Genomic DNA, 21217 nt, shown 5'->3' on the forward strand with positions numbered 1-21217 from the left:
CATGAATATGCTTTGCACCTATTTTATGAAATGATGGACAATAGTATGCAAATAGACCTTGATTGATTGTACAATCACAAGCCTAAATACAAAAAAAAGAGCCGACACAAAGCCGACTCCTGCAAATTATTTTCTCTGCATATCTGTACCAAAGACACAAACACCATCGATCACCCAATAACAGACAAATCATTTCCTAACACTATCAAAAAACCATTCATGACAAACGATATTCAATCAATTTAATCTCATCCTTAAAAAAAGATTCAATCTTCATGCGACTGATAGGTTTTGAAAACAAATACCCTTGCCCGAACTCACAACCAAGATCGCGTAAAGCGTCCTGCTGCTCATGCTCTTCCACGCCCTCGGCAACAACATTCAGGCCAAGATTGTGGGCTAGGTTAATAATAGCTTTAATGATTTCAAGATTCTCAGAGGATTCATGCATCTTGCGCACAAAACTGAGGTCAATTTTGAGCTGGTCAAGCGGGAATTCCTGCAAATTACTCATGGATGAATACCCTGTACCAAAGTCATCAATAGAAACCAGAACACCTGCTGATTTAAGCCTGTTAAGCATATCAACTGACTGCTTGGCCCGTTCCATAATTGCTGTTTCTGTAATTTCAATCTTCAAATTCCGAGCCGGAAGATCAAACTCACTCAGCTTGGAGAGGATATTATCCACAAGAGCTGGCTGGGAGAACTGGCGCGGAGAAATATTAATGGACATCATCATTTCAGAAGCAGATTCATAACTGGAATACCAGCTCTTCATCTGACGGCAGGCCTCACTAACAACCCAGTTCCCAAGTTCAAAAATAAGTCCAGACTCTTCAGCCATAGGAATAAATTCACCGGGCATGACCAGACCGCGACGGGGGTGGTCCCAGCGAATAAGGGCTTCAAAGCCTACAACACTCTGATCTTTAAGAGAGTAAATAGGCTGGTAATCCAAGTAAAGCTCTTCACCAGAAAGCATTGCCGCACGAAGATCACTCTCCAACTGCATGGCCTGAACAGCCTCTTCCAGCATCCTCTTGTTAAAGACCTTAATCCTGTCCCTGCCTGACTCCTTGGCCTGATGCATAGCAACGTTGGAGTTCTGAATAATCTCTTCCGGCTTGTCGTATTCGGTGGGGCTGAGCAGCACGCCATAACTGGCGGCAATATTGATCTTATGTCCATCGATTACAGCAGGATCATTCAGACAATCACGAATACGTCGTACAATGCGGATTCCCTCACGCGGTGACGACAACTCCTCCAGCACGACAATAAATTCATCGCCCCCAAAACGGGAAACCGTATCCAGCTCACGAATGGTTTGGAGCAGCCGCTTGGAAACTTCCACCAGTAGCTTGTCACCGATATTGTGGCCGAGACTATCGTTGATGATCTTGAAGCGGTCAAGATCCATAAAAACGACCGCAAAATAATAATTATCCCGGCGACGAGAACGCTCTACAGCCTGAAGGATACGGTCACAACACAGAGTTCGGTTTGCCAGCCCGGTAAGCGGATCGTGCAAGGCTTCGTATTGCAACTGCTTTTCCATGAACTTACGTTTGGTGATATCACGTAGAGAAAGCCTCAAACCAAGCGAAGTCCCATCATCAGCAAAAACCTGATGCCCGGTAAGCGACACCCAACGCAGCAACCCATCCCTGCGAAAAAGACGCATATCAGTTCCATCAGGTGAAGGAAAAGTTCCCCGCAGAGCCTTCTGCCAGAACTCACGATCATTCTTATGCAGAATATGCTCCACCCTGACCGGTCCTTCCATAAAATAAGCTTTGGGGTAACCGGAAATACGTTCACATGACGGACTGACGTACTTAACCGCTCCGGTAGGACCGATCCACATCTCCCAGTCAAATGTGTATTCAGCGATGGTACGGTACTCCTCTTCAGACGCACGCAGAGCCTTTTCCATCATTTTGTAGCCGGAAACATCAGTAACAAATGCGAAAGTCAGCTTTACATTGTCACTTTCAAAAAGATTGGTGGCATTAATAAAAATATCAACTTCGCGGCCATTGCTGTTGACAAAGCTAAGTTCAAACTTGTGTGCATGACCATCATTATTGCTAAACCGTTCGGCGGCAACTTCACCGAGAATCGACCCAACTTCGCCCCCAAGCATCTCTTCCCTGTTAAGACCAATCATAGTGCAGAATGCGGGGTTTATATCAAGCAGCACCAATGACTCATCAATCATGAAAAAACCTTCCGCAGTGGTTTCCACCAGTGCGCGGTAACGCTTTTCACTTTTTACAAGTGAGCGGGCGGCTTTTTCACGCATATGAACTTCACCCTGCAAGACCTTATTGACTTCCTCCAGTCGGCTTTCACGGCTGGCAATCTCCTCGGTCATGCGGTTGAAGCGGGAGCCTATCTCCAGCAATTCTATGTATTGAAATTCATCAAACCGATAGGAAAAATCACCCATGGCAACTTTATCCATCCCTTTGCGCAGTCTGGCTATGGGATTGCGGATAAAGTAATCCATTAAAAACCCGGTAATTATGTAGATAACCGCCACAGAAGTAAGAAAGGTAAGACTTGAAACAAACAGAATCCAATCAAGGTTGCGGCGGTAGATCCTGCTGCTGAGCTCCATACGGATGGAACCTATTTTTTCCTTGGAAATGTAAAGCTCACGTACACGAACAATGGGGTTATCATCCTCTTCGCCGGGACGGACAAAATTGAAAAGAACCTCATCATTCATATCGATAATTTTCAACTTCGAAAATTGTTCATTCTGGGTATAAGCACTGCAAACGTGCTTAAGCGACCCCATATCGAAATTCCATATTGGAAACGTAACTGATTTTGCAAGTTGCTCAATGTAATTATCAGCCTTGTCCTCATACTCCTGACGCATCATTTTCGAACGGCCAAAATACTCATAAGCGGTAACCAATCCGATAATTATGGCAAGGGCAAAAACAAGACAGGCGGAAAGATCACGTGAAATTGATCTCTCCCCCTTTCTGAATATAACAAAAGATCTTTTTGAAGCGGTCTTATTCTCAGACATACCTTATTGCACCGGAAGTAGCATTATCACTCGAAAAAACAAACAAAATTGATTACAACATTGTTTTCATAATTAACTCTCAAAGTCTATAATTAATAATCTTTTGCTTGAAAAAGCTCATATCTCACCGGAAAGGTTACGCTCAGCAAGAACCACTTCGGCAAGGGCATTGATTACACACGCAGCAAGAGCAGATCCGCCTTTTCTGCCTTCAATGGCAATAAAAGGAATTCTCCCGTAATTCATCAGCATGGCCTTTGATTCAGCGGCATTAACAAACCCCACAGGCATCCCCACCACCAGTGCCGGAGGAACCATTCTACCCTCCTCCACCAGATTGACAAGACGTATGAGTGCCGTGGGGGCATTGCCGATAACATGAATAGCAGGCTTCAAAGAACCTGCCGCTAGTTCAAGAGCAGCATGTGCCCGTGTAGTTGAATTCTTTTTGGCGGATGCTATAACTTGCGGATCATTCATCAGGCAACGCACATCACAGCCTAGAGGAGTCATCCTGCGCATAGGAATTCCACAGCGGGCCATCTCGGTATCCGTGACAATAGTACAGCCGGACCGCAAGGCATCAAGACCGGAAACAACAGCGTCCGGGTGAAAACGCACAAGATCAATCAGTTCAAAATCAGCGGTAGTATGGACCATGCGCCTTGCGATCTGCCATTCAATACCATCGAATTTTCGTGGTTCCGGGACCTCGGAATCAATTATTTCGAAAGACTTTTTTTCAATATCACCGGGCTTTGCCACGGTCATTAATTCTATTTTCCCGGACAAGAATTATCTCCTTATTATTGCAAGGGACGATGAAGTACCAATCCTGCTGGCTCCTGCCTGTAAAAGCTCCTGAGCCTGTTCAAATGTTTTGATTCCCCCGCTGGCCTTTACCCCAATATCGTCGCCCACAACAGAACGCATGAGCTTAATATCCTCTACACAGGCACATCCCGGAGCGAATCCGGTGCAAGTCTTAACAAAAGAGGCCCCTGCTGTCACCGCAAGATCGCAAGCCAGCTTCTTCTGGTCGTCATCAAGAAGCCCGGTTTCGATAATGGCCTTTACCGGTACTCCCCCGGCTCCTTCTACGGTCATGAAAATATCATTAAGGAAAGTTTTCTGATCCCCCGCCTTTAATGCCCCGACATTGACCACCATATCCAGCTCACGTGCACCTTTGTCCACAGCACGCATTGCTTCAAGCATTTTAACTTCAGCTAAAGTAGCTCCGGACGGAAAACCTATAACAGAACAGACGATGGGACTTTCACCTGAAAGCAGCTCTACCGCGCGGGCGATATGCGAGGGATGAACACACACAGAAGCAAAATCGTAATGGACCGCCTCCCTGCACAACTGCTCAATATCCGCAGGAACCGCTGATACGCTCAGTAAAGTATGGTCAATGTACGACGCCAATTTGTCTATTTTGTCCATGTCCGCCTCCCGGCTGAAATTAAAAAACAAACCTTGCTTCAGATACGGCAAAACTGCATAGCCTGAAACAAGAACATACTTCCCATTAGAACGACACTATGCGAATTAGAAATTTCGGTCAAAATATAAATAAAAAAGTGCAAAAGAAAAACCCCTGCCTCAATTGAAGCAGGGGTATAAACACCTTATAAAACTTAAAAAACTAACGATCTCTGGCCTGATATTTTGCCATATGAGCTTCCATACGACGACTGGACCACGTCAGCACGTAACAGACTATGAAATAAAGAAACGCGATGGCAATAAAAATTTCCGTGGGCGCGGACAGGGTTCTGTTGTTAACCTGTGTGGCTGTACGGGTCAGTTCGTTCACCCCGATGATATAAGCAAGGGAGGTATCCTTGGTAAGAGATACGAACTGGTTAACAAAAGAAGGAATCATATTGCGCAAGGCCTGCGGCAGGATTACATAGCGCATGGCCTGAACATGCGAAAGACCTGTTCCCCTTGCGGCTTCCATCTGCCCTCTCGGTAGGGCGATAACCCCGGCTTTTACGATTTCACCAATATAGGCCCCGGTAAAAACAATAAAAGCGACCAAGGCACACTGAAATTCCGGCAGAGAGCGACCAAGCACAACTGGAGCCAGAAAATAGAACCAAAAGATGAGCATCAGCAGGGGAATCCCGCGAATAACTTCAATATAGACAACAGATACGGACTTAACCAGCCTGTTGCGGGAAAGACGCATCAATCCTGCGGCAAGACCGATCCAGAAAGCACCAAATATACCAAGCAAGGCCAGAATAATACTGGCTGCCAGACCGCCGATGGGTCCATCAGGAAAGGCGCCCCAGAGAAAATAATCCAAATTGTTCCAAACTACATCCCATTGCACGAGACGCCACTCCTAGTATTTAATTTGCAGCAGGAAATGCTTATTATACATATTGATCATGAGCGACACGATCAGCGAGATACACAGATAGATAACGGTCGCCACAGTAAATGCCTCGAATCCGTGGAAAGTGTAGGATTCAATCTGGCGGGCCATGTAGGTGAGGTCCATAACCCCGATAGTCATGACCAGTGACGAGTTTTTGATCAGGTTCAGCGACTGGGAAATAAGGGGAGGAATAATAATCCTGAAAGCCTGCGGTAAAATAACAAACCGATAGGCCTGCAAGAAGGAGAGTCCGGTCGCGCGGGAAGCTTCCAACTGATTCTTGGGAATGGAGTTGATACCGGCCCTGATTTCTTCAGCAACAAACGCTGCGGTATAAACGGTCAGAGAAATTACCCCGGCCGCAAATTCGAAATCATGATCATAGAGCCATTCATTTACCCCTTCAGGCAAAATGGAATATGAGCCGAAATACCAGAAAAATATCTGAATAAGCAAAGGTGTGTTTCTAAAAAACTCAACAAATGCAAAGCTAAACCACTCAAAAGGCTTGAACTTGGACATACGCATGACTGCGATAATTGTCCCAAGAAGCAGTGTAAATACGATGGATACTGCGGAAATCTGAAGGGTTACCTTGACCCCGTCGATAATCCACTGCCCGTACTGTCCGCTGAGAACCAGATTCCAATCAAACTGATAATTCAAAACATCTATCCGTTGTTTTCGGGAAGACCGTGCAGGCACGGCCTTCCCGTTATCTTACAGAACTAAAACCTCAGGCTGTCGGCTTAGGGCCAAACTTCCATGTTCCAGGTAAGGGGCAGGTAGTACTTGGTATCAGGACCGAACCACTTGTTGTATGCTTGCTTGTAAGCACCGCTCTTCCACATTTTGATGAGAGCCTGGTTGACTGCATCGCGGAAGTTGGACTCGTTCTCGGGCAGGCCGATGCCGTAAGGCTCGGGGGAGATGAACTCACCAACGATTTCCCATTTTTCGGGGTTGGGGTCGGAATTCTTGAGACCGAGAAGGATGGTGGAGTCAGTTGTAACGGCTTTAACTTTACCCTGTTTGAGGGCGAGCATTGCCTGGGGGTAACCTTCGAAGGAAAGAACCTTACAATCAGGCTGTGCAGCCAGAATGTTCTGCTCAGAGGTGGAGCCTTTGGCGGTACCGACTTTTTTGCCTTTCAGGTCAGCAACAGAATTGATGCCGGAACCTTTTTTAACGAGCAGTTTCTGACCGTCCATGAAGTAAGTGATGGAGAAGTCAATAGTGTCGTCACGAGCAATTTTGTGAGTCATGGTAGCAGCAGCAAGGTCAATGGAACCCTGAACAACCATGGGGATACGGGTGGCGGAAGTTACGGGCTTGAACTCAGCCTTAACACCCAGTTCCTTGGCGATGTATTTGCAGATGTCGATATCAAGACCGACAAGTTTCTTGGTGTCTGCATCGATGTAACCGAAAGGTACAACAGCATCTTTAACACCACTGACCAAAACGCCGCGGGCTTTTACTTCCTGCAACTTATCGGCCATTGCGACAGATGCGCAAAGAGCCATCGCCAAAACCATAGCAACAACAATTGAGAGTCTTCTCATCAGGGTCCTCCTGAAACATTTAAGGTTACCTACCAATATCGCCGGCAAGAGCGACAATTACAAAATCTCCTTCAAGAACATTTTGGCTCTATCATGCTTGGGATTGCGGAAAAACTCCTCCGGGGGAGCCTGTTCAATAACTTCGCCGCCATCCATGAAAATTACGCGGTCCGCCACTTCGCGGGCAAAGCCCATTTCGTGGGTCACGCAAAGCATAGTCATGCCCTCACGGGCAAGATCTTTCATTACATTAAGAACTTCGTTGATCATTTCCGGGTCCAGCGCAGAAGTGGGCTCGTCAAAAAGCATAGCCTTGGGCTTCATAGCCAGTGCCCTTGCAATGGCGACACGCTGCTGCTGTCCGCCGGAAAGTTCTGCAGGATATTTATGGGCCTGATCGTGGATGCCTACCCTTTCAAGAAGGTAAAGTGCATTTTCCTCGGCCTCAGCCTTGGGAATATTGCGCACTTTCAGGGGTGCAAGGGTGACGTTATCCAAAACGCTCAGGTGGGGATAAAGGTTGAACTGCTGAAAAACAATGCCGATTTCGGCGCGCAGTTCATTTATATTTACACTCTTGTCAAGAATGTCCTTGTCATCAAAGGTAATAGTCCCTTTCTGGTAATCTTCAAGCCTATTGATGCAGCGGATGAAAGTACTCTTACCTGACCCACTGGGGCCACAGATAACAAGAACTTCACCTTTATCCACATGGTCATTGATACCTTTTAATACGTGAAAATCACCGTACCATTTGTGGAGATTCTTAATTTCAATCATTGCCATAATGCTTAACTCCAACTCCCGTACTGTTTATTAAGTTCAGGACCGGCCATCATAGTAAAAAAACGCGTATATCCATGATTACAGCCGCCATTCTTCAAACTCACGTTGATTTCGCCCAGAATTCGAGAATGAGAGACTTTTATAGCCCAAAACAAAGAAAAGTCAAGGGATTACCCCTGTTTTCCCATTTATGTACAATCCAAAAACAGAACTTCCCTATATGCAAAATTTCCTATTTTAGACAAACTACGCAGGAAGAACCAAAACCTGTTTTTCTCGAAATGACGGGACTCCCAGACCTGATGACACCTATAACACCTTTGCCAGAACATGTGAAATAAATATACAAAAAAGAGAAATATTTTTCCGCAAAAATGAAATTTATATATTATTTTTCATTTTTATGAAAATTCCCTGCTAAAAAGCCGAATTTAATAGCTTACAAGCCCTTCCACAAAGGCTCAAAAACGTTTTACGCTTTTTTGCAAGACAAACCAGAAGAGCCTCAATCCCTTAAATAGAGCCGCTAAGAAGGCCCACCCTCCCTCTAAATCATAAAATTTTAGCTAGTTGCCATTGTTGTAAACTCATTGATTGATCAAACAATCTATAAAGCCACATCACAACAAATCATACCAACAATAAATATCTTGAAACCCAGCTCAAGCATAAAAAAAGCGGGAACAGGCATAACCTGCTCCCGCTGAATCAGCTTTGTATGGAAAAGAAGAATTAATCGTCGGTAAGAAAAGCCACCGCACATGCTCCGGGACCTGAATGCAATCCCAGTACAGGAGAAGCTTCTACAACGAATTCCGGATCTACACCGAACTCTGCTTTGAGAATCCGTATGAATTTTTCAGCAGTCTCAGGAGCATCTGCATGGGAAATGGCATATCTGAAATTGCCACGACCATATGCATTCTCCTTGACCAGCTTGATCAAAGCATCTTCCTGCCGCTTAACACCGAAAGACTTAGCCACAACTCTGGGCTTTCCTTCTCCGGCAAACTGCAAGATAGGCTTGATATTCAGTGCCTTGGCAATGAATCCCTGCCCCTTACTCATACGTCCACCACGCACAGCATAATCAAGAGTATCAATAGTCACAAAGATTTTAACATTTTCAACAGCCCGGTCCGCAACCCTGCGAACCTCGGCAGTAGTGGCTCCTTTCTGAGCGGCACGGGCTGCCTCAAGCACGGGCAGACCAAGACCTACAGAGAGCATCTTACTGTCTATGGCAGAAACATTATCAAAAGGATTGCTCACGGTCAGAGCATTTTGAAAAGTCCCACTGAGAACCTTGGCGACATGCATGGAAACAACATCTTCATAATCAGAGCTGACCTTGGCATAAGCCCGCTTCATATCACCGGGAGACGGCTGGGAAGTGAGAGCTTTAGTTGCTCCGGGCAGTATTTTGTAAAACTCACCGGAACTGAGGGTTACCTGATCAATGTACTCATTCTCATCAATGGATAAACGCATGGGAACCACACGGATATCAAATTCTTCCAGAATTTCATCAGGAAGGTCACAGGTACTGTCAGTAAGGATACCGACTTTGCGGTCATCAGCAAGCAAACGCTTATGCTGAACCAGCATATCGTCCACTTTACGCTTAACCACTTCGCCATAACCGTTGACAATTTTTTCCACGGCATCAGGATCGTTGGTGTGGATATGAATCTTCACCGAACCGGAAGTTCCGGCCACGATCAGGCTGTCGCCCATTTCAGAGATGGAATCACGAATGGCGCCTTTATCAACATCCTTACCTTTAATGAGAAATTCAGTGCAGAAGCGAAAATCAAGAGACTCAACTGCGACTTTATTCTGAACATTAGCAAAGGATTTAGAATTGCGGGCATCCGGGAGAAAACTTTTTTCTATTTTTCCGTTTTCCAGCAGATCGACGATACCTTCCAGCAAATAGACAAAACCCTGCGCCCCGGCGTCTACAACCCCGGCGGCCTTGAGTTCAGCCAGCTTTTCAGTGGTACATTTTGCGGAATTACGTGCGAATTCGAGAGAATCAGAAAGGAGATGATGAAAATCGCGATAATTTTCTCCATTCGCATGCAGGTGCGCCGCCCAATCCCTGATAACACTTACGATAGTGCCATCCTTAGGATCGGAAATAGCTTCGCAGGAACGCTTGGCTGCTAAGGAAGCAGCTTTGGCAAAATCCGAAGGAGAAAGCTTCGGCATATCTTTCACACCCTCGGCGAATCCACACAGAAACTGGGCCAGAATGGCACCGGAGTTCCCTTTAGCCCCGTCAAGGGCGGATTCCGCAACAAGGGCGGTCATTTTTTCGATAGAACGTTCCACAGATTTACCGGTGGAACTTACTATGCTGCGCATGGTTCCGGCCATATTAGATCCGGTATCCCCGTCGGGCACCGGAAAAACGTTAATGGCATCCAGATGTGGGGAATTGGCTATAAGCTTGCTTGCAGCAGCCACAACTCCCCTCCTGAAGCGGACACCATCAACATAGTCAATTTTCACAGTATTTGCTGTAGTCATATATAAAAAGAGCTAAATATTTTTTTTTAAAGTGGCTAAATAAACGTTGTAACAATCGTCACAAAAGCAATCTCTACTTGCATGCTATATGATAAGAAATCAAGTTATTACGCAAATAAATTCATTTGTGTCTTTTTCAAATCAAAAGAAATAAACAGCCACTGGCTTTTAAATAACAACAATTTAGGATATATTTATTTTATATCACAGCAGTAAGGAGTTTTGCCGATGTCCCGGACTGAAATATTCCCTTCAATGCGTCTTATTCCCCAAATTTTCTTTTTATCTTTCATCTTTTTTGGATGCTTAATACTTTCTGGATGCAAGGAAGAGAAAAAGGCAACAAGCGGCTATCCACCCGCACCTGTAACTACTGCTAAAGCTGAACTTAAAAATACGCCCTACTACCTTACCGCCATCGGCACAGTAAAGGCTGTGGATTCCATTACTGTCCGCTCAAGAGTAACCGGATACCTAAGTAAAATATTCATCAAAGACGGGGAATATGTAGACAAAGGCCAACAGCTTTTCACTATGGACCCTTCACCTTATGAAGCTTCCATCGGCCAGCTCAAAGCGGAACTTGCTTCCGACATAACCAAATACGAACAAGCCAAAAAAGATTACAACCGCTATCGCGACCTTGTGAAACGCAAAGTAGTCAGTGAAGAAAACTTCGAAGAAAAACGTTTGGACATGAAAACTGCCAGTGATGAGATTGCGGTTACTCAAGCTAAACTCGATGATGCACGTAATGATCTCAAATATTGCTTCATCCGATCCCCCATCGACGGCCTTGCCGGATACGTCACCCCCACAGAAGGTAACCTTATTGAAGAGAACAAAGATGAGTTACTGGTCATCAACAAGATTTCACCCATTGCCGTAAATTTCTATCTACCGCAAAAATATCTAGCCGAAGTGCAAAAATATTCCAGCAACAACACCCTCGAAGTACTGGCCATTACCGAGGGCCGCGACAAGCCGCAAATAGGCAAATTGACCTTCATCGATAATCAGGTGGACACCAAAACCGGAACAATATGGATGCAAGGCAGGTTTGAGAACAATAACCAAGCCCTCTGGCCTGGAAACTATGTTGAGATCCGGCTCAAGCTTTTCGACGAAAATGTCGTTCGTATTCCCATGGAAGCCACCTGTACCGGACCGGAAGGTAAATTCGTCTGGATAGCGAACAGCAACAATACCGTTGATATGCGCCCCATCAAAGTGGATCGCAGGGCCGGAAAACTGGATATAATTGATGAAGGACTCAAAGATAAGGAGTTAGTGGTTTCGGACGGACAATTGCGCCTCTATCCCGGTGCGGTTATCACCATCAAAAACCAATCAGCTAACAACACAGCAACCGGACCAAAAGCCAAGAGCGGTGAGTAATCATGAATGTCACCGAAATTTTCATCAAACGCCCGGTCATGACCTCACTTGTGGTCATCGGCATGGTATTTTTCGGAATTGTAGGTTATTTGCGGCTCCCGGTAAGTTATCTGCCTGCGGTTGAGTTTCCGACCTTGCAGGTCACCGCCACCCTGCCCGGAGCAAGTCCTTCCACCATGGCATCATCGGTTGCTACCCCGCTGGAAAAAGAATTCACATCCACTCCGGGATTGCGCTCCATGAGTTCCGTTAACTCGCAGGGCCAGACCCTGATCACCCTGCAATTCGACCTTGACCGCGACATTGACGGCGCGGCTTCAGACACTCAGGCAGCCATATCACGGGCCAGCGGCAATCTGCCCACCGATCTTCCGCAGCAGCCCTATTACGAAAAATTTAATCCGGCTGACGATCCAGTGCTCTATATGGCTATCTGGTCGGAATCAATGCCTCTTTATAAAGTTAATGAATACACTACCACCTTTTTGACCGACACCATCTCCATGGTCAACGGAGTCTCCAAGGTGGAAGTCTATGGAGAATCCAAGCTGGCGGTGCGGGTTCGGGTCAATCCGGAAAAGCTGGCCGCACGGGGCATGAACATAGATGACATCCGTCAGGCCATAGCCGACCAGAACGTTAAGGAACCTGTCGGTACGCTGGATAACAAAAAGCAGTCCGTAACCGTGGAAGCCACCGGGCAGCTCAAAAGTGCTGATGAATTCATGCCCATGATCTTTGAGTCAGAGGACGGAAGGACTGTGCGCCTTTCCGAAGTTGGTGAGGTTATCAACTCTGTGCAGTCTGATAAATCCGGTTCATGGATTGACGGCAAGCGCGGCATTGTTATCGCCATCAAAAAACAACCCGGCTCCAACACCATTCAGGTCTGTGAAACCATCAGGGACATGCTGCCCACCATCCGCAACCAGATCCCCGCAGGCATCCAGATGAAGGTCCTTTACGACCGTTCTGTGCCTATTGAGGATGCTGTAAATGATGTACAGGAAACCCTGCTGCTGGCGATTTTCTTTGTTATCTGCGTTATCTTCTTTTTCCTGAAAAACTTTTCAGCGACCATCATTGCCGCAGTAGCGGTTCCGGTCTCCATCGTCTTTACCTTTGCCATCATGTATGTGCTGGGCTATTCGCTGGACACTCTCTCCCTGCTGGCTCTGACACTCTCTGTAGGATTTGTGGTTGATGATGCTGTTGTCATGATCGAAAATATTGTCCGCCATCTGGAAATGGGCAAAAAGCCGTACCAAGCAGCACTGGACGGAGCAAAACAGATCACCTTCACCATTATTTCCATGACCTTATCACTGGCGGTGGTATTTATTCCGCTTATGTATATGTCAGGGATTATCGGACGTATTCTGCATGAATTCGCCATGACCATTACCGTGGCTATCCTTGCTTCGGGAGTGGTCTCGTTGACCATGACCCCCATGCTGGCAAGTCGCATTCTTAAGCCGGGCAGCAAACTTTCAGAATCCGATCCTTTTTTCGATTTCCTGCTGCGCATGTACGACCGTTCCCTGCATTTTGTCATGCGCCACCGTGGCTGGACCATGGGAGCAGCCGGATTGATTCTACTGGCGACCATTCATTTTTTCATGGTCATACCCAAAGGATTCCTACCCACGGATGACATGAGCTATTGTCAGGGATTCGCACAGGCCAAGCAGGGGATTTCCTACAATGCCATGAAGGATCATGTGAAAAAGCTTGAACCGCTCCTCATGGCCGATGAAAACATCAAAAGCGTTATTACCGTAGCCGGGGCCCCCATCCAGAATCAGGGCTATATCTTCCCCATGCTGGTCTCACCGGATGATCGAGAAATGACAGCAGATCAGGTAGCCCGCCAGTTGATGTATAAACTCAACCAAGAACCGGGCATCATGGTCTGGATTCAGAACCCGCCCATGATCAGGCTGACTGCCAAGTCCACCAAAAACCTGTATCAGTACACTGTACAGGCCCCGGACCAGCAGGAACTCTATTCCATTGCCCCGAAATTTGAAATGCTGATGCGTCAAATCCCGTTTCTGACCGGGCTGACCTCCGATCTTCTGGACCAGAATCCGGAACTTTGGGTCAAGATTGACCGGGACAAGGCATCTTATTACGGAGTCACCGCGCACGATATTGAGAACACGCTCAACTCCGCATATTCAGAACGCAAAGTCTCGACCATTTACGGAGATACGGACCAGTACTGGGTTATCCTGCAAGTGCTGCCCTACAACCAGCGCGACCCGCGCGACTTGATGAAGCTGCACGTTGCCAACAAAAACGGTGATCTGATCAGGCTGGACAATATTGCCAGTTTTGAAGAAAAACCCGGCCCTATGCAGGTTAACCACACAGGAATGCTACCCTCAGTAACATATTCCTTTAACATAGCTCCGGGTTACTCGCTAAGTGACGCCACCTCGGCCATCAACAAGCTGGCCTTGGACAATCTGCCGGATACGGTGGTTTCCAACTTCGAAGGAACGGCTGATGAATTCCAAAAATCAATGGCCAGTGTATATTTTCTGCTGGCTATTGCGGTCTTCGTCATTTTTATGATTCTGGGAATTCTCTATGAAAGTTACATTCATCCCATCACCATTATATCCGGGCTGCCCTCAGCAGCCATCGGCGGACTTATAACCCTGACCCTTTTCGGCAAGGATCTCGACCTGTTCGGCATTGTGGGTGTCATCATGCTGATCGGTATCGTTAAAAAGAATGCCATTATGGTGGTGGATTTCGCTCTTGAAGCCGAGGAAAAAGAGAATCTATCCCCGGCGGAAGCAGCCATGAAAGGTTCACTGGAAAGGTTCCGCCCGATCATGATGACCACCATCGCGGCCATTGCCGGGGCCATGCCCATCGCGCTTGGACTTGGAGCGGGGGCGCAGGCAAGACAACCCATGGGGCTTGCTATTGTAGGCGGGTTGATCCTCTCGCAGGTGGTTACCCTCTACCTGACCCCTGTCTTCTACACCTACATGGATTCGTACCAGAGATGGAGTTACGAGCGCGGGCGGGCCAAACGAGAACTGCTCGGAATTCCGCATAAAGATGAAAGTTGATGTGCTACGCACTTATAAATAAAAGGATTTTGCCTCCGGCGGCTTAGTCCTTTTTGAAAAAAGGCTAAGAACCCAAAAACTTTTAATATGGCTTCGCCACTTCGTAAGAAACAACTTGCTTTAAAAATAAAACCCCGGCCCTGAATATTCAGGGCCGGGGTTTATCAATACGTATGATAACTAACTTACCAGTCCATCATATTTACTGCATGCTTCATGTCAGGGGCAAAATTTAAGAAACGGTCCATGTACAACATCTTAAGGTTCTTCATGATCCTATCCGGGATGTCGGTATAAACAACCATGCCACCCTTCTGATCAGCCATCTTGTGAGCATTGATCAACACCCCTAGACCAACGCTGTCTATCAAATTGGCATACCTGAGATTAATGATGGTCTTACCGCCTGACTCGCCAGCAGCTTTATATATTCTATCCTTAAAAAACTTCACAGTTGAGTTACTGATCCGTCCCTTGGGGGCAAAAATGCAGAATTCTCCCTTCTGACGTTCGATAAAATCGAACTGGGTTTCAAAAGCCTGATCAATAACAGAGTCGAGACTCTGCATAGTGTCAGAATTTTGCCCCTCCACCTTTTCCTTTAACTTTAGCGCATTAGCCCCCAGACCAATACGCTCTATGCTGTCATTTATGTTAGTCATGGATTGGAGATTGCATTATAGATGCCAATAATTAAATCAGGGAGTTATAAATTTAACAAATAAAAAAACAGACCTGAAAATTCAGGCCCGTCGGCTAAAATCACATACTCTAAAAAACTACCAATCAAATTTCATCAAAGCTGAATCAAGGTCAGGAGTTAAATTCAAATAACGGTCCATGGTCAGCATTTTCATATTCTTGGTGATCATATCATTCATGTCACTGTAAACGATCATGCCACCATACTTATCCGAATTCTTATGGGCTGCAATCATCACTCCAAGCCCCATACTGTCAATTGAATCCACCTCACTACAAGACATAATAACTTTACAGCCTTCTTCTCGGATAACATGGTACAATAGTTCACGAAACAATGGAACGGTTGCACTATTAATGCTTCCTTTGGGACACAAAATCACCACATCTTCAATCTGTCTTTCGGTCAATTCAAATCTGACCGGTCTAACTTCGCCCTGCCTAGTTGCAGAATCACCTGACACGGCACCTAAATCACGCATAATAGATCCGTATTAATAAGATTAGCGGAACAAAAGACTGATAAAAAAAGGAGAAAAGAAGGCAATATAATCAATGGAAAAGAGGTAGGAAAAGTCAATCTTTACGACAAGAACACTATATAAACGTTCACTAAGAAAATTCTATACCAAAAAAGTATACATAAAGAAATAACAAACTAACATCCATCATGAAATGTAAACAGGGCCAGCATTACTACAAAACAAAAAACGACATATAACAAAAAAAGCGGAACCAGCATTAAACTGGCTCCGCCATTAAGAACTTCTACTAAATAATACTACCAATCAAATTTCATCAAAGCTGAATCAAGGTCGGGACTTAAATTCAAATAACGGTCCATGGTCAGCATTTTCATATTCTTGGTGATCATATCATTCATGTCACTGTAAACGATCATGCCGCCGTACTTATCGCAGTATTTATGGGCATGGACCATTACTCCCAGCCCTGCACTGTCAATAAAATCCACATCTTTCATACTCATGACGATCCGGCATCCGTCATCACAGCAATGGCTGTATAAACGATCTCGAATCAAAGGTACTGTGGAATGGTTGAAGCAGCCTTTTGGACACAAAAGAAGACAGTCCTCCCGCTCTTCTTCCGTAAAGTCAAAAACAACTCCATTATGCTCCGGCTTGCTCATATGAAACTCCTCCAAAACAAAATAAGGACGAAATCCTATTCAGTAAATAGAAAATTTATTCCGCCACGCACTCGCGTAGCAGGCAATAGTCTTCACTGCCCTTAGCCGGGAGAATAACTCCCTGCGAACTCCTGCCGTCAACTTTAAGTACTACGGGAGCCGGCAATCTCAGGTGACTTATAAACTCTCCTTTCTCAACGGTCGGCTGATTTTCGAACCATTCCCAATTCATAAAGTCACCCGGCTTATCAAGCACCATCAGATAATTAATCCCCAAGGTCGTAATATTATGGAAGAAATGGGACCCCTGCGAAGGCTCAACCTTGAGGGATTCACTTGAGGTCTCGATAATAGCTGATACATTTGAAATATCAGGCCACTCTACCGGAATACCCAGCCAGTGATCCGCAGAACCCCAACGTCCGGGACCGGCCAGCAGATATTTACGATTCTGCTTAATCAAGCGCCTGTTTATGGCTGAGATTTCTATAGCTATCTGGCGGGTCTTGGACACATCAAAGCTATCAGGACGGACAATAAGAAGATCTACGATATCATCCTTCTCAGCATTGCCGAGGGCATGGCTGGAAACACAGACAGCATTCTTCAGCTCCTGTTCACTAATATCGATACGGTTAAGGTCTGCCCTAGCACTCATGGGCCGAAGCTGTAGGAGGTTGAATTCCGGCTTGCGCCCATCATCGAAAATATTGATACAAAACTCCATTTCCACCGGACCACCCATGCCATTTTCAGCAAGCTTCAAGACATCGGTCAACACTCCCGGAAGCGGAAGAAGCTTATGCTTGAGAACCGGAGCAAAAAGAACCACCTTGGGACCGGGAATAGCTGCGGTATCTCTAATTCTGCCCTCCTCAGCCAGATAAGTGGAAGCAAGCCTGCGTACAGGAACCGTATCCTCAAAATCCGCAATATCAAGCTTTTCAAGATTGGCATCCCCGTGGATGTCGAAAACTTCACCATTGCCCATACGCAGACCGTAAAAAGAAGTCTGGGCATTCTTCAGCGAATCCTGCAAAGTGGGACACTGAGGCAGTATCTTGGGATATTTTGGTGAAAAGCGGATACACTGCTCCCCGTCCACTACAGATTTTCCGATGCCTAAGGCAATCGTCGCCACCCCGTGTTCCGGCTTCATTTTCCCGAAGGGATAATAGTTGTAGGACTGCCCCACCCCGGATATGGCCGGGAAAAAGTAATCTCCGTATTGTTGTCCGGCCACTTCCTGAATAATGACCGCCATTTTCTCCTCATCCGTGCGCTGGTTAACACGTTGGGAAAAAGATTTCGGAGCCTTGTAATATGTGGAAGCCCAGACCAGCTTGATGCCGTCCACCAATTGTTGCAATCTCTGCTCTATATCAGGATGGTCATTGGGAATCATATAAGTCTGGTACAATCCAGCGTAAGCCTGATACTGGGCATCTTCCAGCAAACTGGATGAACGAATGGAAAGTGGATATTTCACTTCCTGCAAATAAGCCCAGAGTTGAGCCTCAATCCAGCCGGGGAAAAAAGCCTCACTGAAAATTTCAGCCACCTTCTCATCTTCAAGGTCGGTAGTGGCAAGATAAGAAAGATCGTTCATCTCCATGAAATCATCAAACCCGGACGTTCCGATGGTCAGAGTACGCGGCGCAGTAATGAGCACATCTTTATACTTATCGTGCAACCAAGAATTACGAGCCAGCATGGAACAGATAAAGGCCATGCCGCGCGCCTTACCCCCCAACGATCCAGCCCCGATCTTTAGAAAATCCGTATCCGGGTCAAAATCCTTGGGGTTGAATGATACAATGACCCCTTGCTGACGTTGCATGCGTCTTTCACGGATCAGGGAAAGCATATGCTCGAGATGGGTTTCCACATCAGGAAAATCCTTCTCCCTAAGTGGACGGATTTTATTGGCAAGGGTAATTTCAGTACGGGCATAAAACCAGCGGGAAATGTCATTCCTTATGCAATACCGCATAAAAATATCCTGCGGAATTTTACGCAGACATTTTTCCAATGAGTAAAGGCTGGATGCCCGTGCCACTTCATTTTCTTCAAGATCACGAAAAACAAAATCACCGAAGCCAAGATGATCCGTGACAAACTTGCGCACTTCGGACATGAGGTCCGGGGAATTCTTATCCACAAAACTGGCCGGGACAGCCTCTGCCCGTTCCTTGTTTTCCGGTTCATTACTGGTCAAAAGAAGAGGAATATCATCACGGGAAGCCTTGATGGTTTTGAGCAACTCTATGCCGGAATTTCCATCCAGAATGCCCATGCGCGGAAATCGTACATCAGAAATTACGCCAAGGATATATGGCTCGTATTTCTCGAAAACAACCATAGCTTCTTCGTAGGTGCGGGCGGTCAGTATCTTAGGCCGTGCCCTCATAGTCAGCAGACGGTGCTCGGAATTCAACCCTTCCTCAAGCACGGCCTGAGTCTGGCGCACCAGTTCCTTATAAAGAATGGGCAGAAATGAAGCCAGATAACGAGGCGAATCCTCAACCACAATAATAACTCTGATCCCGACCTCGGAAGTATCATGCTCCACATTAAGCAGGTCTTCGAGATTTTTGACCATGGCTACCAGCAGTTCTGCATCACCGGACCAGACAAACTGACGGTCTGTGCCCTCGCAAAGCACCTCATCGGGTACGGCCAGTTGTTTATGGGCCAGCATTGCCACCGGGATACCCGGAATCTTATCCTTGATACGGCGGCCCATGTCGCAACAGTCCATATTGGTCAGATGAGGCATGATAATGACAAGATCGAAAAAACGAATATCAAGCAATTCAAGGGCTTCATCAATATTGGAAACCCATGTAAGGCGCGGAGGACGACTCAAATTCAAGCCACGGTATTCACTGACAATGCGTTCGGAAATACGGCTATCTTCTTCCATGACCCAAGCATCATAAGGGCTGGAAATGAGCAGGATATCCCGGACCTTAACCTGCATCAGGTCATGGTAAAGGCTGAACTTGCGGCTCTGCCCACCCAAAAATCGCATTTTGTCTTCCATAAGGATGCCCCGGATTCGATAAATTAAAAAAAAGGCGGACAGCGAAATCATCGCAGTCCGCCTTCTTGGTCAGATTCGTTATATTACAATATAATATGAAACTGTTTTAGACAACACCCTGATCAAGCATGGCTTGTGCTACTTTTACGAAACCTGCGATGTTGGCTCCGTTCACGTAGTTGTAGGGGGTGCCATAATTCTCGGCAGTATCCATGCAGGACTTGTGAATATTGTGCATGATGTGCTTGAGGCGATTATCAACTTCCTCACGGGGCCAGTTGAGGCGCATGCTGTTCTGGCTCATTTCAAGGCCGGAAACGGAAACACCACCTGCGTTGGCAGCCTTGCCCGGTCCATAAAGCAGTCCGGCATCAAGGAAAATATTTACACCATCAGGCATGGTCGGCATATTTGCGCCCTCGGAAACAACGCGAACACCATTAGCAACGAGATTGGATGCGTCCTTGCCGTTGATTTCATTCTGGGTTGCGGAAGGAAATGCGCAATCAGCCTTGTGATTCCAGAGCGGATTAAATTCCTGATCAGGATCGACCGGGAAATATACAGCTTCAGGGTACTTCTCCACGTATTCCTTAACTCTGCCGCGGCGCACATTCTTGAGCTGCATGATGTACTCAAGCTTTTCACGGTCAACACCCTTTTCATCATACACATAGCCCGATGAATCGGAAAAGGTAACCGGAGTACAGCCGAGTTCAAGCAGCTTTTCCATGGTGAACTGGGCCACGTTACCGGAACCGGAAACTAGTGCGGTCTTGCCTTCAAGGGTTTGCCCCTGAGCGTTAAGCATTTCAGCAGCAAAATAGACCGATCCGTAACCGGTGGCTTCAGGCCTGACCAGACTGCCGCCCCAGTTAAGGCCCTTCCCGGTAAGTACGCCGGTAAATTCATTGCGAATCTTCTTGTACATACCGAACATATAGCCAATCTCACGCGCACCCACACCGATATCACCTGCCGGGATGTCAGTATTGGGGCCGATGTGGCGAGAAAGTTCAAGCATGAAGCTCTGGCAGAAACGCATCACTTCCATATCCGACTTGCCCTTGGGATCGAAGTCGGAACCGCCCTTACCGCCCCCCATGGGCAAAGAAGTCAGGGCATTCTTGAAGACCTGTTCAAAGGCCAGAAATTTGAGAATACCGAGGTTTACCGAAGGGTGAAAACGCAAGCCGCCCTTATACGGACCGATTGCACTGTTCATCTCCACGCGAAATCCACGGTTAACGTGTACGTCGCCTTCATCGTCAGCCCATGGCACACGGAACATGATTACCCGTTCCGGTTCAACAATTCTTTCCATAATCCCGGCACTGCGGTATTCGGGATTGCGGTCAAGAACAGGCTTGATCGATTCAACAACCTCGCTCACAGCCTGATGGAATTCACGTTCATTGGGATCCCTGAGTTTGACCAGTTCCAAAATTTCCATGCACAGCCTCCTGATCGGCCTTAAGCAGTTGATATGAAATTAACATCCA

Annotated in this window: 16 protein-coding genes; 3 read left to right on the forward strand and 13 right to left on the reverse strand. The window is 46.5% G+C overall.

Translation table 11 applies throughout. The annotated features are described in order from the left end of the window. Nucleotides 1–217: 217 nt before the first annotated feature. The 7 genes from D0S45_01795 to D0S45_01825 all read right to left on the reverse strand — a co-directional run bounded on the left by D0S45_01795 (nt 218) and on the right by D0S45_01825 (nt 7795). Nucleotides 218–3049: an EAL domain-containing protein gene (locus tag D0S45_01795; protein ID TIH20099.1), complete on the reverse strand. Its 2832-nt coding sequence runs from the start codon at nt 3047–3049 to the stop codon at nt 218–220. Nucleotides 3050–3166: 117 nt separating this feature from the next. Then, a complete protein-coding gene (locus tag D0S45_01800) occupies nt 3167–3841 on the reverse strand; it encodes a precorrin-8X methylmutase (GenBank protein TIH20100.1) in 675 nt (224 codons plus the stop codon). A 3-nt stretch (nt 3842–3844) separates the two neighbouring features. Next, the gene (deoC, locus tag D0S45_01805) at nt 3845–4498 is read right to left on the reverse strand and encodes a deoxyribose-phosphate aldolase (protein ID TIH20101.1); all 654 of its coding nucleotides are present in this window, start codon (nt 4496–4498) and stop codon (nt 3845–3847) included. 202 nt (nt 4499–4700) lie between these two features. After that, nucleotides 4701–5396: an amino acid ABC transporter permease gene (locus D0S45_01810; GenBank protein ID TIH20102.1), complete on the reverse strand. Its 696-nt coding sequence runs from the start codon at nt 5394–5396 to the stop codon at nt 4701–4703. A 12-nt stretch (nt 5397–5408) separates the two neighbouring features. Further along, nucleotides 5409–6110, reverse strand: a complete 702-nt coding sequence (locus D0S45_01815; GenBank protein TIH20103.1) for an amino acid ABC transporter permease — start codon at nt 6108–6110, stop codon at nt 5409–5411. An 83-nt stretch (nt 6111–6193) separates the two neighbouring features. Continuing rightward, complete coding sequence (locus D0S45_01820) at nt 6194–7009, reverse strand: amino acid ABC transporter substrate-binding protein (protein TIH20104.1); 816 nt, start codon at nt 7007–7009, stop codon at nt 6194–6196. A 57-nt stretch (nt 7010–7066) separates the two neighbouring features. After that, on the reverse strand, nt 7067–7795 hold the full coding sequence (locus tag D0S45_01825; GenBank protein ID TIH20105.1) for an amino acid ABC transporter ATP-binding protein: 729 nt from the start codon (nt 7793–7795) through the stop codon (nt 7067–7069). A gap of 74 nt (nt 7796–7869) precedes the next feature. Between D0S45_01825 and D0S45_01830 the strand changes: the two genes are divergently transcribed. After that, a complete protein-coding gene (locus D0S45_01830; protein TIH20106.1) occupies nt 7870–8136 on the forward strand; it encodes a hypothetical protein in 267 nt (88 codons plus the stop codon). Nucleotides 8137–8527: 391 nt separating this feature from the next. Here the strand turns inward: D0S45_01830 and D0S45_01835 are convergent, their stop codons facing one another. Continuing rightward, on the reverse strand, nt 8528–10330 hold the full coding sequence (locus D0S45_01835; GenBank protein TIH20107.1) for a DegV family protein: 1803 nt from the start codon (nt 10328–10330) through the stop codon (nt 8528–8530). 228 nt (nt 10331–10558) lie between these two features. Between D0S45_01835 and D0S45_01840 the strand changes: the two genes are divergently transcribed. Both D0S45_01840 and D0S45_01845 read left to right on the forward strand, forming a co-directional pair. Beyond that, on the forward strand, nt 10559–11728 hold the full coding sequence (locus D0S45_01840; GenBank protein ID TIH20108.1) for an efflux RND transporter periplasmic adaptor subunit: 1170 nt from the start codon (nt 10559–10561) through the stop codon (nt 11726–11728). Between the two features lie 2 nt (nt 11729–11730). Beyond that, the gene (locus tag D0S45_01845) at nt 11731–14817 is read left to right on the forward strand and encodes an efflux RND transporter permease subunit (GenBank protein ID TIH20109.1); all 3087 of its coding nucleotides are present in this window, start codon (nt 11731–11733) and stop codon (nt 14815–14817) included. Nucleotides 14818–15002: 185 nt separating this feature from the next. Here D0S45_01845 and D0S45_01850 read toward each other — a convergent pair whose 3' ends face one another. The 5 genes from D0S45_01850 to D0S45_01870 form a co-directional block, all read right to left on the reverse strand. Continuing rightward, nucleotides 15003–15479 (reverse strand): anti-sigma factor antagonist, encoded by a 477-nt coding sequence (locus D0S45_01850; protein ID TIH20110.1) that lies wholly within the window; start codon nt 15477–15479, stop codon nt 15003–15005. Between the two features lie 117 nt (nt 15480–15596). Continuing rightward, nucleotides 15597–16001, reverse strand: coding sequence for an anti-sigma factor antagonist (locus D0S45_01855; GenBank protein TIH20111.1), 405 nt, complete (start codon nt 15999–16001; stop codon nt 15597–15599). A gap of 299 nt (nt 16002–16300) precedes the next feature. After that, nucleotides 16301–16669 (reverse strand): anti-sigma factor antagonist, encoded by a 369-nt coding sequence (locus D0S45_01860; protein TIH20112.1) that lies wholly within the window; start codon nt 16667–16669, stop codon nt 16301–16303. A 55-nt stretch (nt 16670–16724) separates the two neighbouring features. Beyond that, the gene (locus D0S45_01865; GenBank protein TIH20273.1) at nt 16725–19703 is read right to left on the reverse strand and encodes a hypothetical protein; all 2979 of its coding nucleotides are present in this window, start codon (nt 19701–19703) and stop codon (nt 16725–16727) included. A gap of 118 nt (nt 19704–19821) precedes the next feature. Beyond that, nucleotides 19822–21168, reverse strand: coding sequence for an NADP-specific glutamate dehydrogenase (locus D0S45_01870; protein TIH20113.1), 1347 nt, complete (start codon nt 21166–21168; stop codon nt 19822–19824). Nucleotides 21169–21217 lie beyond the last annotated feature (49 nt).

The sequence above is a fragment of the Marinifilum sp. JC120 genome (assembly GCA_004923195.1).
In the GTDB taxonomy this organism is placed as follows: domain Bacteria; phylum Desulfobacterota; class Desulfovibrionia; order Desulfovibrionales; family Desulfovibrionaceae; genus Maridesulfovibrio.

Bases quoted from the DNA above. Each gene is read 5' to 3' on its own strand.
- D0S45_01865 (TIH20273.1), bottom strand. From the start codon at position 19,703: ATGCGATTTTTGGGTGGGCAGAGCCGCAAGTTCAGCCTTTACCATGAC.
- D0S45_01845 (TIH20109.1), top strand. From the start codon at position 11,731: ATGAATGTCACCGAAATTTTCATCAAACGCCCGGTCATGACCTCACTT.
- D0S45_01855 (TIH20111.1), bottom strand. From the start codon at position 16,001: ATGCGTGATTTAGGTGCCGTGTCAGGTGATTCTGCAACTAGGCAGGGC.
- D0S45_01835 (TIH20107.1), bottom strand. From the start codon at position 10,330: ATGACTACAGCAAATACTGTGAAAATTGACTATGTTGATGGTGTCCGC.
- D0S45_01870 (TIH20113.1), bottom strand. From the start codon at position 21,168: ATGGAAATTTTGGAACTGGTCAAACTCAGGGATCCCAATGAACGTGAA.
- D0S45_01860 (TIH20112.1), bottom strand. From the start codon at position 16,669: ATGAGCAAGCCGGAGCATAATGGAGTTGTTTTTGACTTTACGGAAGAA.
- D0S45_01825 (TIH20105.1), bottom strand. From the start codon at position 7,795: ATGGCAATGATTGAAATTAAGAATCTCCACAAATGGTACGGTGATTTT.
- D0S45_01840 (TIH20108.1), top strand. From the start codon at position 10,559: ATGTCCCGGACTGAAATATTCCCTTCAATGCGTCTTATTCCCCAAATT.
- D0S45_01850 (TIH20110.1), bottom strand. From the start codon at position 15,479: ATGACTAACATAAATGACAGCATAGAGCGTATTGGTCTGGGGGCTAAT.
- D0S45_01830 (TIH20106.1), top strand. From the start codon at position 7,870: ATGATTACAGCCGCCATTCTTCAAACTCACGTTGATTTCGCCCAGAAT.
- D0S45_01820 (TIH20104.1), bottom strand. From the start codon at position 7,009: ATGAGAAGACTCTCAATTGTTGTTGCTATGGTTTTGGCGATGGCTCTT.
- deoC (TIH20101.1), bottom strand. From the start codon at position 4,498: ATGGACAAAATAGACAAATTGGCGTCGTACATTGACCATACTTTACTG.
- D0S45_01795 (TIH20099.1), bottom strand. From the start codon at position 3,049: ATGTCTGAGAATAAGACCGCTTCAAAAAGATCTTTTGTTATATTCAGA.